11 protein-coding genes are annotated in these 15,512 nt (G+C 61.5%); 4 read left to right on the top strand and 7 right to left on the bottom strand.

The genetic code is table 11. From position 1 onward, the window contains the following. Positions 1 to 138: 138 nt before the first annotated feature. Genes ACT6VE_RS16320 through ACT6VE_RS16310 form a run of 3 tightly spaced genes read left to right on the top strand, consistent with a single transcriptional unit; the run spans position 139 to position 5,586 of the window. Positions 139 to 897 (top strand): ImuA family protein, encoded by a 759-nt coding sequence (locus ACT6VE_RS16320; protein WP_444799606.1) that lies wholly within the window; start codon positions 139 to 141, stop codon positions 895 to 897. Next, positions 815 to 2,329 carry a Y-family DNA polymerase gene (locus ACT6VE_RS16315; RefSeq protein ID WP_444799605.1) on the top strand — a complete coding sequence of 505 codons (1,515 nt, stop codon included), beginning with the start codon at positions 815 to 817 and terminating at the stop codon, positions 2,327 to 2,329. The genes ACT6VE_RS16320 and ACT6VE_RS16315 overlap by 83 nt, the downstream gene beginning before the upstream one ends. Next, on the top strand, positions 2,326 to 5,586 hold the full coding sequence (locus tag ACT6VE_RS16310; protein ID WP_444799604.1) for an error-prone DNA polymerase: 3,261 nt from the start codon (positions 2,326 to 2,328) through the stop codon (positions 5,584 to 5,586). The genes ACT6VE_RS16315 and ACT6VE_RS16310 overlap by 4 nt, the downstream gene beginning before the upstream one ends. 44 nt (positions 5,587 to 5,630) lie before the next feature. Here the strand turns inward: ACT6VE_RS16310 and ACT6VE_RS16305 are convergent, their stop codons facing one another. Further along, a complete protein-coding gene (locus ACT6VE_RS16305) occupies positions 5,631 to 6,671 on the bottom strand; it encodes an RcgR family putative quorum lactone hydrolase (RefSeq protein ID WP_444799603.1) in 1,041 nt (346 codons plus the stop codon). Continuing rightward, positions 6,661 to 8,277: an RcgA family putative transporter gene (locus ACT6VE_RS16300; protein WP_444799602.1), complete on the bottom strand. Its 1,617-nt coding sequence runs from the start codon at positions 8,275 to 8,277 to the stop codon at positions 6,661 to 6,663. The genes ACT6VE_RS16305 and ACT6VE_RS16300 overlap by 11 nt, the downstream gene beginning before the upstream one ends. A gap of 194 nt (positions 8,278 to 8,471) precedes the next feature. Here ACT6VE_RS16300 and ACT6VE_RS16295 point away from each other — a divergent pair, with 194 nt between their 5' ends. Beyond that, entirely contained in the window at positions 8,472 to 9,245 is a 774-nt protein-coding gene (locus ACT6VE_RS16295; RefSeq protein ID WP_444799601.1) for an SDR family NAD(P)-dependent oxidoreductase, read from the top strand. Between the two features lie 83 nt (positions 9,246 to 9,328). Here ACT6VE_RS16295 and ACT6VE_RS16290 read toward each other — a convergent pair whose 3' ends face one another. The 5 genes from ACT6VE_RS16290 to ACT6VE_RS16270 all read right to left on the bottom strand — a co-directional run bounded on the left by ACT6VE_RS16290 (position 9,329) and on the right by ACT6VE_RS16270 (position 15,375). Beyond that, positions 9,329 to 11,215 carry a type IV secretory system conjugative DNA transfer family protein gene (locus ACT6VE_RS16290; protein WP_444799600.1) on the bottom strand — a complete coding sequence of 629 codons (1,887 nt, stop codon included), beginning with the start codon at positions 11,213 to 11,215 and terminating at the stop codon, positions 9,329 to 9,331. A gap of 230 nt (positions 11,216 to 11,445) precedes the next feature. Beyond that, positions 11,446 to 12,444 (bottom strand): P-type DNA transfer ATPase VirB11, encoded by a 999-nt coding sequence (gene virB11 / locus ACT6VE_RS16285; protein WP_444799599.1) that lies wholly within the window; start codon positions 12,442 to 12,444, stop codon positions 11,446 to 11,448. Further along, entirely contained in the window at positions 12,441 to 13,862 is a 1,422-nt protein-coding gene (gene virB10 / locus ACT6VE_RS16280) for a type IV secretion system protein VirB10 (protein WP_444799598.1), read from the bottom strand. Before virB10 ends, virB11 begins: the two co-directional genes overlap by 4 nt. Continuing rightward, entirely contained in the window at positions 13,859 to 14,641 is a 783-nt protein-coding gene (locus tag ACT6VE_RS16275) for a TrbG/VirB9 family P-type conjugative transfer protein (RefSeq protein WP_444799597.1), read from the bottom strand. The genes virB10 and ACT6VE_RS16275 overlap by 4 nt, the downstream gene beginning before the upstream one ends. Beyond that, positions 14,641 to 15,375 carry a virB8 family protein gene (locus ACT6VE_RS16270; RefSeq protein WP_444799596.1) on the bottom strand — a complete coding sequence of 245 codons (735 nt, stop codon included), beginning with the start codon at positions 15,373 to 15,375 and terminating at the stop codon, positions 14,641 to 14,643. The genes ACT6VE_RS16275 and ACT6VE_RS16270 overlap by 1 nt, the downstream gene beginning before the upstream one ends. Positions 15,376 to 15,512 lie beyond the last annotated feature (137 nt).

Genomic DNA, 15,512 nt, shown 5'->3' with positions numbered 1-15,512 from the left:
CGGATTCGTTTCAACGGCTTAGCGGCGGCGGGTCATCCGGGGCGGAGGCCCGATTGACTCGTTTCGCCAATCGGAACAAATAATGAACATATCAGCTTGAAGACCTGCTGAAAACCCTGAAGGAGCAACAATTCTGCCGTGGCCAACCATGCCCTCAATCCTGTGCTTGCGGAACTGCGAGAGCGCATTGGCCGCCTCGAAGGCGGCGCGCAACGCGCAAGGCAGACGCTTCCGTTCGGTGTCGCGGACATCGACCGGGCACTGCCTGGAGGAGGGCTGGCCTTCGGGGCGCTGCACGAGGTTGCCGGCGGAGGAGGCGGCACGGTCGACGGTGCGGCCGCGGCGCTGTTTTCTGCAGGCGTCGCCGCGCGGACGAAGGGAAGAGTGCTGTGGTGCATGACGCGCCCGGACCTGTTTTTCCCGGCGATCTCGCAGGCAGGGCTGTATCCCGATCGCGTCGTCTTCTGCGAAAGCGACCGGGAGGAGGAGGTATTGTCGGCCTTCGAAGAGGGGCTGGCCTTCGGTGGTCTGTCCTGTGTTGTCGGCGAACTGGTCCGCCTGTCGATGACCGCGTCCCGTCGGCTGCAGCTCGCGGCCGAGAAGACCGGCAGCATGGGCATCGTCCTGCGCCGATGGCGGCGACAGAACGAGGCCTCGGACTATGGACAGCCGACGGCCTCGACGACGCGGTGGCGCATCAGCACTCTACCGTCCGAGAAGCTGCCGGTGGCCGGCGTCGGGAAGGCGCGCTGGCTGGCGGAGATAATGCGCGTGAAAGCGGGCGAATGCGCCGAATTTGAAATTGGAGCCCCCGATGCCAAGGGTCGTATCTGTCTACTTCCCGCATCTGGCGACCGAGCGGATCAGACGACGCACTGGCGAAGCCTTGCCGGCTGACAAGCCGCTTGTCGTGATCGCGCGGCGCGGATCAAAGCGCTGGATCTCCGCGGCCGATCCGACGGCCGCAAAACTCGGCCTGCGCGTCGGCATGCCGGCGAGCAAGGCGCAGGCCATGGTTGCGGATCTCCTGATGATCGACGCCGCGCCTGCCGAGGATGCGGCCGCGCTCGAGCGGCTGGCGCTCTGGGCGCTCCGCCAATATAGCCCGGTGGTCGCCGTCGACGGCGCCGACGGTCTTGTCATCGATACCGAGGGCGCGGACCATCTTCAGGGCGGCGAGGATCTTCTCATCTCTGGGCTGGTCAATCGGCTGCGTGGCCATGGCCTGACGGCACGGGCGGCCGTCTCGGACACATGGGGCGCCTCGCACGCCATCGCCCGGCTGATCTTGGCGGAAACGACCGTTGTTCGGGTCGGGAATGTTGCGAAAGCGGTGGTCGACCTGCCGATCGTCGCCTTGCGGCTGCCGGCCGAGACGATCCAGGGGCTTCGTGTTCTCGGTATCGATACGGTAGGCCAGCTTTCCGCCATGCCGCGCGCGCCGCTGACCCTTCGCTTCGGCCCGGAGGCCGCCCGCCGGCTCGACCAGTTGTTCGGGCGGGTGGCGGAGCCGATCGAGCCGATCCGCACGCCCGAGTTGGTGGAGGTCTTTAAGAGTTTCGCGGAGCCGATCGGCGCGCCGGAAACCATCGCCAAATATGTCCGGCGGCTGGTCGGGCAGCTCTCCGCCAAGCTTGCCGAAAACGGTCTTGGCGCGCGGCGCTGCGACCTCGTCATCCACCGCGTCGATAATACGCGCCAGCATCTTCGCGCCGGCCTTGCCAAGCCGGTGCGCGATCCGGCGCGCCTGTCCAAGCTGCTGTGCGATCGCATCGAAAAAATCGATCCCGGTTTCGGCATCGAAAAGTTGGTGCTCGTCGCCGTTTTCGCCGAGCCGCTGGAGGAGCGGCAGGTGGTCTCCTCGCTGGTCGAGGAAGAGATCGCCGATATCACGCCGCTCGTCGACATCCTCGGCAACCGCGGTCATCGGTTGTTCCGGGTCGCTCCGGTGGCGTCCGACGTTCCAGAACGCTCCGTGCGGCGGATTCCGGCGACGGCGCCGGACATCGGCCAGACCTGGGCCAACAAGTGGCCACGCCCATCGCGGTTGCTGGCGCATCCCGAGCGCATCGAGGTTATGGCGCTTCTGCCGGACCAGCCACCCGCGGTCTTCACCTGGCGCGGCAAGAGACGGAGAGTCGTCCGAGCCGACGGGCCGGAGCGCATTTTCGGCGAGTGGTGGAAACGACCCCGCGAGTTCCAGGCGGTACGCGACTATTTCTTGGTCGAGGATGAGCTTGGCGAGCGCTACTGGGTCTACCGCGCCGGCGACGGCATCGATCCGGAGACAGGTTCTCACCTGTGGTTCCTGCATGGGGTGTTCGGATGAAATACGCCGAGCTGCAGGTCACGACACATTTCTCGTTTCTGCGCGGGGCGTCCAGCGCGGACGAGCTGTTCGCGACCGCGGCCGCGCTCGGTATCGACGCGCTCGGTATTGTCGACCGCAACAGCCTCGCCGGCATCGTGCGCGCCTGGGAGGCGTCCAAGGCGACCGGCGTGCGCCTCGTCGTCGGGTGTCGCCTCGATCTCATCGATGGCATGTCGATCCTCGTCTATCCCACGGACCGTCCGGCCTATTCGCGGCTGACGCGCCTGCTGTCGCTCGGCAAGGCGCGCGGCGGCAAGGGCAATTGCCTCATCGATTTCGCCGACCTTTCCGAGCACGCCGCCGGCATGATCGGCGTGCTGGTGCCGGATGAAGCCGACGAGGCGTGCGCCGTGCAACTCCGCAAGATGGCCGATCTCTTCGGCGATCGCGCCTATGCAGCGCTTACCTTGCGCCGCCGACCGAACGATCGGATGCGCTTGCACGGGATCGCGGCCATGGCGGCTCACAATAGGATCAGAACCATCGTCACCAACGACGTGCTATTCCACGAGCCCGGCCGCCGGCAGCTGCAGGACGTCGTGACCAGCATTCGCACGCGCACCACTATCGACGACGTCGGTTTTGACCGTGAACGTCTCGCCGACCGTTTCCTCAAAGCGCCAGACGAGATGCGCCGGCTGTTCGCCGACTATCCGGGAGCACTGGCCCGTACGCGGGAAATCGTCGAGCGCTGCACGTTCGATCTCGCGGAGTTGCAATACCAATATCCCGAAGAGGCGATCGTGCCGGGGCTCGACGCGCAGCAGTCCCTGATCAAATTTACCTGGGAGGGCGCGGACGTGCGATACCCCGAGGGCATTCCGGATAAAGTCCGGAAATCCCTGCGCGATGAACTCGAACTGATCCGGGCGATGAACTATGCACCCTATTTCCTGACGGTGTTCTCGATCGTTCGCTATGCGCAGTCGAAGGGCATTCTCTGCCAGGGCAGGGGGTCGGCTGCGAACTCGGCGGTCTGCTACTGCCTCGGCGTCACCTCGATCGACCCTGATACCAACGACCTGCTGTTCGAGCGGTTCATTTCCCAGGAACGGGACGAGCCGCCGGATATCGATGTCGATTTCGAGCATGAAAGGCGCGAAGAGGTCATCCAGTGGATTTACGAAACCTATGGCCGGAGCCGATCCGCCCTCTGCGCGACCGTAACTCGCTACCGCGCAAAGGGTGCCCTGCGTGATGTTGGCAAGGCGCTCGGCTTGCCGGAGGACATGATCGGGCAATTGTCATCAGGAGTCTGGGGCTGGTCGGAAGGCGTCTCAGAACGCCAGTTGCGGGAGAACAACCTCAACGCCGCCGACTACAGGCTGAAGCTGACGCTGGAGCTGACGCAACAGCTCATGGGTGCGCCGCGCCATCTCGGCCAGCACCCCGGCGGCTTTGTGCTGACCCATGACCGGCTCGACAATCTGGTGCCCATCGAGCCGGCACGCATGGATGATCGGCAGGTCATCGAATGGGACAAGGACGACATCGAGTGCCTCAAGTTCATGAAGGTCGACGTCTTGGCGCTCGGCATGCTGACCTGCATGGCCAAGGCCTTTGCCCTGATGGCCGAGTATAAGGGGGACGTCCGCGACCTCGCCTCGGTCCCGGCGGAGGATCCCCGGACCTATGCGATGATCCGCAAGGCCGACACGCTCGGCACCTTCCAGATCGAAAGCCGCGCGCAGATGTCGATGCTGCCACGGCTGAAGCCGCGCACGTTTTACGACCTCGTCATTCAGGTGGCCATTGTCCGGCCGGGGCCAATCCAGGGTGACATGGTCCACCCATATCTCAGGCGGCGTGAAGGTCGCGAGCCGGTAGAGTACCCGACGCCGGAGCTTGAGGCCGTGCTGTCCAAGACGCTCGGCATTCCCCTGTTTCAAGAGTCTGCGATGAAGGTGGCGATGGTCTGCGCGGGCTTTACCGGCGGCGAGGCCGATCAACTGCGAAAATCGATGGCGACGTTCAAATTCTCCGGCGGCGTCTCGAGGTTCAAGACCAAGTTGGTCGCCGGCATGGTGAAGAATGGCTACACGGAAGAGTTCGCCGAGCGCACGTTTTCGCAGCTGGAAGGCTTCGGATCGTATGGCTTTCCGGAAAGTCATGCCGCCAGTTTCGCGCTGATCGCCTACGCGTCGAGCTGGGTCAAATGCCATCACCCGGACGCCTTTTGCGCCGCGCTGCTGAATTCGCAGCCAATGGGTTTTTACGCTCCTGCCCAAATCGTATCCGACGCGCGGACCCATGGCGTTGAGGTCCGGCCCGTCTGCGTCAACGCGTCTCGATGGGACTGCACGTTGGAGGACGCCGGCGAAGGCAGCCTGAAAGCCGTGCGCTTGGGCATGCGGATGGTAAAGGGGCTCTCGACCGCGGATGCCGCCCGGATCGTGGCGGCGCGCGCCGACGAACCATTCGCCTCCGCCGACGATCTATGGCGCCGTTCCGGCGCACCGACGGCGGCGCTCGTCAAGCTGGCCGAGGCAGATGCGTTTTTGCCGTCGCTCAAGCTCCAGCGACGCGACGCGCTTTGGGCGATCAAGGCTTTGCGCGATGAGCCACTCGCCTTATGGAGCGCGGCGGCGGAACGTGAAGCGCGCCAAGTTTCCGAAGCGCAGGAACCCGAGGTTCTGCTACCCGCCATGAGAACCGGGCATGAAGTCGTCGAGGACTATTCCCATGTCGGCCTGACGCTCCGCCAGCACCCCGTTTCGTTTCTTCGCGAGGATCTTCGCCGCAAGCGGATTGTGACATGCGCCGAGGCGATGGCCGAGCGGGATGGCCGATGGCTGATGAGCGGCGGGCTTGTCCTCGTGCGTCAGCGCCCCGGCTCGGCCAAGGGGGTCATGTTCATGACGCTTGAGGACGAGACGGGCATCATCAACGCAGTTGTCTGGCCGAAGGTGTTCGAGCGCCAGCGCCGGCTGGTGCTGACGGCATCGATGCTCGCCATTAATGGCAAGATCCAGCGAGAAGGCGACGTCGTGCATCTGGTGGCGCAGCGGCTGTTCGATCTATCCGAAGATCTTTGCCAGCTGGGTGAGCGGGACGAGCAGTTTCCTTTGCCTCACGGGCGAGGGGACGAGTTTGCCCGCGGCAACGGGGCGCCTGACCCGCGGGAGCGACCCAAGGCGTCCGCGCCGCCGCGCGACATTTTTGTACCTGACCTTCTGATCGACCGGCTGAAGGTGAAGAGTCGGAATTTTCATTGAAATTCTGCGGCAATCGCCGTTTGCCGGTTACATCCTTTTAAGGCTCACAGTGCTCGTAACCCAAGCTGTGGGTTTGGCCGATTCCTCGCATGCAGAAACCGATCTAAGCTCAAACCTGCCATTAGACTGTAAGGCGGCATTGCCAGTGAATAGTGGCCACAGTTCAAATCCAATATGCGTGGCCTTGCGCCGGCGCCAGACAATTTCTGCATGAAGTTCTCTGACACCTCCGGTTTTACCACTTTATCCCTCTTTCCTAACACAACCTGGAGATTGAGACCGGATCTTGCCAAACGGTGCCCACAATTCTCCATATTGACATGACACCAGGCTCTTCTCAGATCGGTCAGCTCAATTCGGGGGGCGAGGCAACCTTGTATTGCGCGTGTCGCTCTCCCCGTCCAAACCATATCCGCCAGGCTTCCAGCCGTCAGAAACAACGAGGCTTTCGACACAGTCGAATCGTGCGCGGCGATGAGCCCTGCAACCCACGAGCCTAGGCTCATACCGAGAACAGATATCTGTTTGTAGCCTTCGCTCTTCAGCCAGCGTATAAGCTTTCGCCCATCCAAAACGGCCTGCCGGATCGATTGAATCGTTCGGCCAAGACTTGCGCTGAGCATGTAATCAGCGTGCGTGGAGCCCGGGCGGCTACGCTCGAAGTGATAAGGCATGGCAATCTCGACGACGGTAATGCCACGCCGCGAAAGAAATCTGGCAAGCTGGTTGTTTCGCGCCCTCGCATTCCAATGATGAAAAACCACTAGCGCATGATCAAGCGATCCACTCTCGGCTATCTTCGCCCAAACGGTATTGTTTTCCTCAACGTCGGTCGTGATATCCGAGGGAAATTTGAGCCATTCATCTTGCCTCTGAAACCCTTGGTCGCCTCCATCAGGTCGTTCGAAGAAAGACTGATCGGCTTGAGCCTCTTCCGCAAGGAGGCAGAATTCCTCGATGCTCCGAACCTTGTCGGCTCCGGGAAAGGCGAGCTCCGCGTCGAGCGCGAAGGCGGTCGGGTGCTTCCCTTCCTCTCCCCGCCGCGCACGCCGCTCATCCCATCGATCTAGCCATTTATGAAACATTTATCTTGGCTCCAAAACCGCGTGCTCGCCATGTTCCGAACCCCGGATTAAACAAGCCATAGAGCGCGGAAAGCACTGATAGCGCCAAAAGTATCGAGAAGCCACGGAACGCATCGATCAACAGATACGATGCAATAAGAAGGGCTACGACCATCGACATTATCCAGAGAGTCTTGCGAAACCGGGTGTTCAATTCTAAGCGAACACAAGCGAACAAGAATACAATGCTCGTCGAAACAACGATGAGGAGGCTACTATAGTGCGTCGGCATTCTATATCCGGTTGCGACGTTCGGACTAATCCCTCCATGTAGGGCTGAGGACATGTCGCTCATCAACCACACCGCGATGTTCCGGCCAGCAGATGAGAGATAAGAGCTTTGGCCCTTCATGCATATAGCGACCAGGATGCCCAACGCAGTGCATCGGAAAATCGCACACATGGACTTGAAGGCGATCTCGTTGATCTCGCAAAGTTGATGTCCCTCCGGCCGAAGTTTCAGCTTCTTTGTAATTGTCGAGAAGTCGTGGGCGATGGTGTAGAGTAGAATTAGGCCAACGAAGAAAATATAAAAGCAAATCGCCATATACGAGTAGGCGAGGCCTGTAAAAATGACCGCCTCGGGCACAGAAATGACGTCCGGGCGCACGATCGCTATTTTACCCCAATCTATCGCATAGTCGCCTCCACCTTTCATCAAAGGAAGCAAACACACTTCGACCCACTGGATCACGCCCGCGAATACGATGCAAACGAGAAAAACAGCCCAGTAGGTGAAGGTAGAACTTACAACAATGCGCGCCCATCCGTTCCGGCTTTCGACCTGATCGCCTGACGCTCCGACCGTAAAGCGCCCCTCAGATTTCCAAAAGACGAGAAGGTCTGTCGTAAAAGCCAGAAACAGCGGCAGCAACACCAGGAAGACGAGAGTCCAGTTGGGCGCCCAAAGGAATCCGACCTGCTTTACGATCCCGTCCATCCGTTCGGCGTTTGCGCTGTGAATACCCGTCACATAGGACAAAAAGCCAAGGGCGGTGGCGCCCGCAAACACTGCCGCGGGCAGGTTCAGCGGGGATGCGCCGCTGAAGAGCGCCTCAGATCTCATCGCCAGCCCTGTAGGACGGATTTTTCCATCAGCGGCATGGGCAAATTGCACCAGTCCTGCCGCGGGCTCTAGGCCGTCGATCTCGATTGGGGCGGGTGCCAAATCCCGGCCTTCGAATGGCGCACTTCCCGCCTCCCGCTTCCCTTCGCGCCTCTTAGCCGTCAGTCGAGCTTGCGCCGCGCTCAGTTCCATCTGCCATTCGCTGGTTGCGGCCGCATCATCACATCCGAAAATCCTCGCCAGCCACCGGATGTTGGCGGTGCTGATTCCTTTGTCATTGTCCTGGAACCAAAGCTGCACCGTGCGCAGGTCGACCCCGATGCGGTTCGAATCAATTTCCGAAATCGCCGCTGCAAGAAGCTCCGGCGTCCACGGTCCTGCGGGAAATCCATCGCTTCCTAAAGGCCGTCCCGCTCCCGCCGCGGCCAATCGTTTGAAGAGTTCTTTGAAATCGCTCCCGTCCTTCGGCGGCGGGAAAAAAAACTTTCCATTGTTCAACAAGGACTTATCGCCTCGCGTTTCGTTTCGTTTCGCTCGATTTCGTGTCGTCTCGTGGCTTCGCCTCCAAAAAGAGGCGTCCCACGGCGCTGGATACCCACGACGATGCGGACCGATCGCGCTGCGCCGGCGGTACGTGACAGATGATTGTGTTTTCTCGTGGTCCTAAACTCTGAATATTCACGGAGGTGAAGTGAATGATGGAACGGCATGTGGATAAGCCTCTGCGTGGGCAGACAATCCTGGTCACCGGAGCGTCGGGGGGCATTGGGGCAGCTATTGTCGAGCGCATCGCCCTGGAGGGCGGACGGCCGATCATTCACTATTGCCAGGACGAGCATACAGCGGAGACGCTGTTGGATCGGATCGACGGCAACGGCCTCGTTCTTCAAGCCGATCTTTCTGACGTCGACGGCCCGTTCGAACTATGGCGGAAAGCAGTTGATTTTGCGGGCCGTGTTCATGGCCTCGTCAACAATGCCGGCATCCGAACCGAAATCTCCATTGAAAGTTCGCCTGGGGAATGGAGAGCGGCGTGGCAGAATGAGTTCCAGGTTAATATTTTCGCCGCCGCCGATCTTTGCAAGGAAGCCCTCCAGCATTTCAGAACCGAAGGGGGAGGGCGCATCGTGAACATAGCCAGCCGTGCCGGCCAACGTGGGAGCGCGTCGGATTCCATCCCCTATGGCGCTGCGAACGCGGCAATGATCAATCTCACCAAATCAATCGCCCGCAGCTTCGGTCGCGAAGGTGCATCCGCGGTGTGTATCGCACCGGGGCTGGTGCGCACCGGTATGGCTGAACACTACATCGCGGCGCAAGGCGGGGAGACGGCGATGGACGAGATACCGGTGGGCGATATGGCCGAGCCCAAAGAAGTCGCAGAGCTTGTCGCCTTCGTGCTGCGCTACGGCCAGGACTCGTTGAACGGCGCGACGCTTGACGTCAATGGCGGCAGTCATATCCGTTGATCCATAGGCTTCGTCGCCGCTATGGGGACAACGGTGTTGTGGCGGTCCGTCTCTATCGGTGGCGATATGCGACACGGTCGGAGCTAACTGTCGGAAAAGGCCGACGCTATCTCTTTCTGGAGCTTCTTGGCCGCTCGCTTCTTCGCGGGTGATTTTTCGAGGACGGCGAGGGTTTTCTCGAGGGACTTTTCCGCGTCGGCCCTACGCTCGGCGCTTTTTTTCATGGCAGATTTGAAGTCCGGCCCGCCAACGCCTGCATCCCTGATAGCCAGTTCCTCGCGAAGCTCTGATTGATGCGGATCGGGTGAAGTTTCCAGGTGACCTTCAGGATTGGTCGTCGTCGACGGCGTCGCGGCGACCGAGCACTTTGCGGCAAACTTGGCTCCCGCTGCCGCAGGTGGAGGAATGGGGCTGTCCGCGGACGCGTTGCTCCCGAAATCCAGTTCGGGGAAAGGCGTTGCGGCGCCAGCGATTGAGTGTGCGTTTTGCGCTCGGACCCGAATCCATGCTCGTTTCGTCAACTCGCCATCAGCATAGTAGAAATTGCGCACACCGAATATCGGCTGCTGGTTACGCAGCTTGATGATGCATCGGGTCTCGTTCATCGCGCCGAGCTCGTCGGGCCGCATAAGCGGCCGCATCGCGGTCTTGTGCGACATGGTCGCGCCCTTGCGATCGAACAGGGTCACACCTGTCGACACCGCCTTGTCGACCGTCACGTCCTTGCGTTCGCCGAGGAGCTGGGAGACGTAGCGCTGGTCTTCTGGATTCTGCGCACCGAGGAAGATCTGCGCGCGCGCCGAGTTCACCAGTGTCTGCCGGCCCTCCCGGGTATAGACGTTGTCGATCGAGCGCAGGGATTGGACGAAAAACCAGCACGGAATGCCATAGCCGCCGAGTACTGTAGCGACGGTGAGGGCGTTTTCCAGCTTGCCGAGGTTCTGAAATTCGTCGAGCAAAACCAGCACGCGGCGCTCGCCGCGCTTCATCATGTTGCGCGACATGTAGTCCATGAATTGGACCATCAACACGTTGAAGATCGGCCCGATCGAGGCGATCTGTTGGATACGGAAATCCAGATAGAGGCTCATGTTTTCGCGCCGCATTGCGCGGATGTCGAAGGTCGATCGCGCCGTCGCGCGCAGGATGCGGTTGTTCTTGAAGGGCCGCACGGCGGCGGCGAGGGATCCATAGACGCCGTCAAACTGCTTGCTTGCCATCACTGCAAAGCGGGCGAGCGTGGTATAAGTGAAGGAACTTATCCACTCGGCCCGAAGCTCGGGATTGGCAACCTCCTGCAGCCACTCGCGGAGCGGCTGATCGCCACCCTCGACAACATTGAGGACCGTCCCAAGGTTCTTGTCCTTATCGGGAATATCGGGGTTTTCCAGTACCCAGGACGTCACGCCGGCGAACAGCGCTCGAGCATCGGAGATCCAATAGGCATCGCCCTTAGGCGTCGGCAGCAAGGCGGTTGCGATGGAATTGATGTCGATATCGCGCTGATCGGGATCGATGGCCACGAAATCCAGCGGATTATAGCATTCGGTTTCGCCATTCTCGTCCGCAGGCGAGAACCGCAGCACGCGCGAGAATTTCGAGCGATAGCCCGCCGTCGCCTCATAAGTTTCGCCGCGCATGTCTAGGACGACGATGCTGTCCGGCCATAACAGGCAATTGGGAACGATCAGCGATGCGCCCTTGCCCGACCGAGGAGGGCCGATGACGAAGCCGCCGACGTCATCGCCATCGATCCAGAGCTTCTTCCCGCCGAGCAGCATCGGTTTCAGAAAGCGCCGCCGGCCGGAGCCGCGTTGGGTGAAACCGCCCGGAACCTTGATCAGGCTGCCGCCGATCCGCCCGACGAACACGCCGCCGGTCCGCGTGAGGCCGAGGGCGCGCGTCTCCAGCGGGCTAAGGAAACGGGCGTCGGTCGATTTCTTTTTGCCAGTCATCGCGGTGACAAGCATGGCGCCGCCGGCGAACAGACCAGCCGCGGCCGCTATTGCCGGCCGATGCCAGTCGCCGGCGGCAAGATCGAGCCGCGCCGCCTTATAGGATGCCAGCATGTCTTCCTGCAGCGCCTGGAACATCCAGGTCGAATTGTCGAAGGCATAGTAGAGGCCGGCATAGGCGAGCGAGGCAACGAATGCCGCCGCAGCTGCCGCAATAACCAGCCCAAACAGCAGGATCGCCGGGTTCATAGGGTGTCCCCCTTGGTGAAGACGATTTCCGAGACGACGCGGCGGCCGTCCGGAAGGCGCGTCAGCTGCACGACCACAGGGATGACCTCCTTCAGGTAGTCGATGATCTCCTGCTTCTCGAGCGCGACGCCGCTTTGCATGACCATCAGCGCCAGACGGTCGTAGGCCGAGCGTGCCGAGTTGGCATGGACGGTTGTCAACGAGCCGGGGTGGCCGGTGTTGATCGCCTGCAGAAAGGAAAACGCTTCGGCGCCGCGCAGCTCGCCCAGCATCAACCGATCCGGCCGCATGCGCAGCGAGGCTTCCAGCAGCTCCTGCGGCGTCACCTTGGCGCGACCCTGATCGCCCTTAGAAGCCAGCAGCGCGACCGTGTTCGGCGTGATTGGCTTCAGCTCGCGCGTGTCCTCGATCGTGATGATGCGTTCCTCGTCCGGGACTTCCTTCAGGAGTGCGTTGAGTAAGGTGGTTTTGCCGGTCGAGGTGCCACCGGACACGGCGATCGAGACCCGTGAGCGCACGGCTGTCCGAAGAAACAGCATGGCGTCGACATCGCCCTGCATCATGGCGGCAAGTTCTTCCTCGGCGGCTGAAAGCGTCAGCTGGCGACCGACCTTTGTGTCGTCGAACGCACCGCGGTCTTTATAGACGTCAAGGCCGATATCGTGGATGACCTGCTTGCGGATGGAAATCGCGCCACCGTCGGGGGCGGCCGGCGGCAGGACGCACTGGAAACGTTCTCCGGTCGGGAGTGAGGCCGACAGGATCGGATGCTCGTCGTTGACGACCTGGTTGGTGGCGCCGGCGACGCGCTCGCTCAGCGTCCGTATCCATTCGGCGGAAAACTGCGCATCGACCACCTGCTCCATGCCGCCGACGCCGAGCTGTTCGATGAACAGTTCGCCGGGGCGGTTGACCGAGATTTCCGAGACCCGCTCGTCCGAAAGGAATGGCTTCAGCCGCTCCAGCGCCTTGTCGAGAAACGGAAACTGCTTCATTTGTAAACCGGGGCGATCGGATAATAGGGCGTCGGATCGACATTGCGGCGGATTTGCCCGCCACGCTTCAGCCGCATCATCTCCTGCCGGACCGGATCGGCGTAGAAGGCGGAGAAATCGAGATCGCGTCGCAGATAGACGATGATCGGCTCGCCCTGGGCGACATAGATTGTCGGCGGGATCTTCGAGCTTTCCTTGAACGCCTCGTTGGCGATGTCCTGGAGGATGGCGGATGACTTCTCTGCGGCGATCGAGCGGGCCTCGGCGGCCGTGCGGCTCGGCTCGGTGGTGATCGTCGTGACCGCACCGGTGATCGGATCGACGGTCGAGATCGAACGGGCGCTTTCCGTCGCCGTGTCGCCGAGCGCCGAGACATATTCCGCAGCACCACCGATCACCGACAACATGATCGCGGAGCCGAACCGCTCCCAGAAATGCGTATCGATCTCGCCGGTCAGCCCGGCGCGGCCGAGCCTATCAGCGCCGGGCGAGGCGATCTCGACGGAGACGCCGTCGGAGCGGATGACGCGCGACCAGACGACGAAGATGCGCTTCTGCCCGCGTGGCAGACCGGACTTGTATTCCCCGATTAGGCGGGAACCCTTCGGAATGAGGATGCGAGCGCCGTCGAGCGAACGGACATCCTCGCGCACGACAGCGCGCACCATGCCCGGCAGGTCGGTGTTGATCGCCGTTTCGAGGAATCCGCGGATCATCGTGCCCTGGGCGACGAGCGCGTCGGTGCGATCGAAGCGTGTCGCCTTGACGATGCCGGCGGTCTGCTTTTCCGACTGGGCGAGGAACGCCTTATTGGCGTCGCTCTCCGCGCCGGGAACGGCGACGAGCTGGCCGTCATCGGCGATTGTCACCGACTGGTCGCCGGCCGCCAGGCTCTCGCGGCCGGAGCCATCGACGATGATCTGCTCCGAGCGCAGCCGTTCCCACCGCGCCTTCTCTTCGTCCTCCCGGCGTTTCGCCTCCAGCGCGGCAAGCCTCGCATCCTCTTCGGCACGCCGGCGGGCCTCTTCCGCGCGTAGCCGCTCCTCTTCGGCGCGACGACGCTCTTCCTCGATCTGGCGCAACTTTTCCAGATCGTCGCCCTGGTTGACGGTGACGTCGACCGCGGCGGAATCCACGGGCTTCTTCTCTTCGACCGGAATCTGCACCAGGTTCGGATCGGCCGCCTGCTTTACCGGCTCGTCGGGGAAATCGCGGATGCTGGAATTGGAGGTCTCGAAGGTCTCGCCGGTGCCTTCGGTCAGGTTGGAGGTCTGCTGACCGCTGGGCCAGTTGACATAGGCGAGGACGCCAGCGCCGACGAGAAGCAGCACGGGAAGGGCAAGCTTTCCGAGCCGGCCATTGCGGTCACTGGCGACACTGCTCTGCCCGTCGAGATGGTCGAAGTCGATCTTGCTCATCGCTGGCGCTCCTCTTTGCTGCCGAGGCGCTTCGGCCCGTAGGCGTCCTCAATGAGATCGAAAGATTGGCGATTGGCCTGCCGGTTATAAAGGCAAAGCCACTTGTCGCCGGCGCGCAGTGTGAACTGCGCCGCGATCTTGTCGACCACCACGTATTTGCCCTGGGTGCGAAGATTGACGAGCGATTCCTGACGCTTGCCCTCGACGACGAAGATGGCGGGGATTTCGTCGGGAAACTCCAGATACATGTGCGTGCCGTCATCGAAGGCGACACGCGGCTTCAGGCTGGTGTCGCCCTTGAACACATAGTCGTAGTTCAGGCGGCTTGGATCGAGATCCTTTAGCAACGGATCCTTGGCACCCTCCTGCGCGGCGGCCAGCAGCCGGGCGTTGACATCTTCGTCCGGATATTTGAACCGCACCTGGAATGCCGCACGCAGGTCCGCTGCGGCTGATCCCTTCAGCAGCAGGGCATAGACGCGCTGGTTGGTGACGATGTTGACGTTCGTTTCGGCATTTTCCCGGAGCGGCTTTACGAACAGGATGCCGGAGCCCTTTTTGGGAACGATCGACCAGCTGGCCGTATCGCCGGCCGAGATCGTTTCGATCACTTCGGAGCTTCCGAGCTGGATCATCGTCGAGACACCCAGACCCGCCGGCACTATAACAACGGAGTTGTTGTTGAAGGTGATGTAACGGATGCGCGGATCGGAGGCCATGGATGTGGATGCCGTGGCGAGCAGCGCGAGCGCTGCGAGGGCAAGGATTTCTTTCCGCATCAGCGCCCTGCCTTGTCTGCTGGCAGGACTTCGGGCATCGATTCCTGGTCGCGCCTATATTCGACGACCTGGAAGCCAAGCGGATTGTCGAAGCGATATTCGTTCTTTAGCGGCGCCGTCGTATAACGAAAGCGGACCACCGAGACCCAGTGCTCGCGACGGAGAGTGTTGTCGCGCCGCATTTCCGTCGAGAAGCGGACGGTCGCGGTGGAAGCGTTGAGGAACGACACGGACTTGATGGTGACGGCGATACGGGTGTTGCGGCTGAGCACCTTGTCCTTCGATTGCGGGTTCGACGGCTCGAACTCGTGCCGGAGGTCCGTCGCGGCCTGGCCCGTCGAATAGAGCTTGGCGAGATCGTAATTGTCCTTCAGTGCCCGAGGATCGTAGGTCTCGCGCGCCCGGATGTAGCGCACGATATTCGCGGTCTTGATCGCATCGTTCTCGGAAAGCTTGCTCTCATCCAAAGAGCGGGCAACCTCGACAAAACCGGTGGTCTTGTCGGCGATCACCACCACGGCCTCGAATTGCTTCAGCGGAACGAGAAGATTGAGCGCCGATAGGCTGAGCAACGTGGAAACGCCGGCGACCGTCGCGACAGTCCAGGCAATTTTACGCGAGCGGCGCTCCTTGCGATACAGCTCCGCCTCCCATGAGGCGCCCGCTTTCCAATAGGCGGTCAGGTCGATCGGCGGAGTTTCGGGTGTATGTTCGGCTGGCTCTGCTTTGCTCATTTGGACTTCCGATAAACCGCCAATCCTGCGGAGTTAAATATAGTTTATTCGTCAGGCCGAGCGATCACCTCTACCGGCCAAATCGGTGCTGAGGTGAGGGCTGGTTTGCCTGGATTACTGAAGCGTTCAGCTCCGTG

The organism is Shinella sp., from assembly GCF_052438155.1.
In the GTDB taxonomy this organism is placed as follows: Bacteria; Pseudomonadota; Alphaproteobacteria; order Rhizobiales; family Rhizobiaceae; genus Shinella.
Note: the sequence above shows the minus strand (reverse complement) of the source record. Positions and strands in the feature narration are given on the sequence as shown.

What these genes read in the sequence shown, in the direction of transcription:
- ACT6VE_RS16270 (WP_444799596.1), bottom strand. Translation starts at nt 15,375, where the DNA reads ATGAGCAAAGCAGAGCCAGCCGAACATACACCCGAAACTCCGCCGATC.
- ACT6VE_RS16290 (WP_444799600.1), bottom strand. Translation starts at nt 11,215, where the DNA reads ATGCTTGTCACCGCGATGACTGGCAAAAAGAAATCGACCGACGCCCGT.
- ACT6VE_RS16275 (WP_444799597.1), bottom strand. Translation starts at nt 14,641, where the DNA reads ATGCGGAAAGAAATCCTTGCCCTCGCAGCGCTCGCGCTGCTCGCCACG.
- ACT6VE_RS16310 (WP_444799604.1), top strand. Translation starts at nt 2,326, where the DNA reads ATGAAATACGCCGAGCTGCAGGTCACGACACATTTCTCGTTTCTGCGC.
- ACT6VE_RS16295 (WP_444799601.1), top strand. Translation starts at nt 8,472, where the DNA reads ATGATGGAACGGCATGTGGATAAGCCTCTGCGTGGGCAGACAATCCTG.
- ACT6VE_RS16305 (WP_444799603.1), bottom strand. Translation starts at nt 6,671, where the DNA reads ATGTTTCATAAATGGCTAGATCGATGGGATGAGCGGCGTGCGCGGCGG.
- virB10 (WP_444799598.1), bottom strand. Translation starts at nt 13,862, where the DNA reads ATGAGCAAGATCGACTTCGACCATCTCGACGGGCAGAGCAGTGTCGCC.
- virB11 (WP_444799599.1), bottom strand. Translation starts at nt 12,444, where the DNA reads ATGAAGCAGTTTCCGTTTCTCGACAAGGCGCTGGAGCGGCTGAAGCCA.
- ACT6VE_RS16315 (WP_444799605.1), top strand. Translation starts at nt 815, where the DNA reads ATGCCAAGGGTCGTATCTGTCTACTTCCCGCATCTGGCGACCGAGCGG.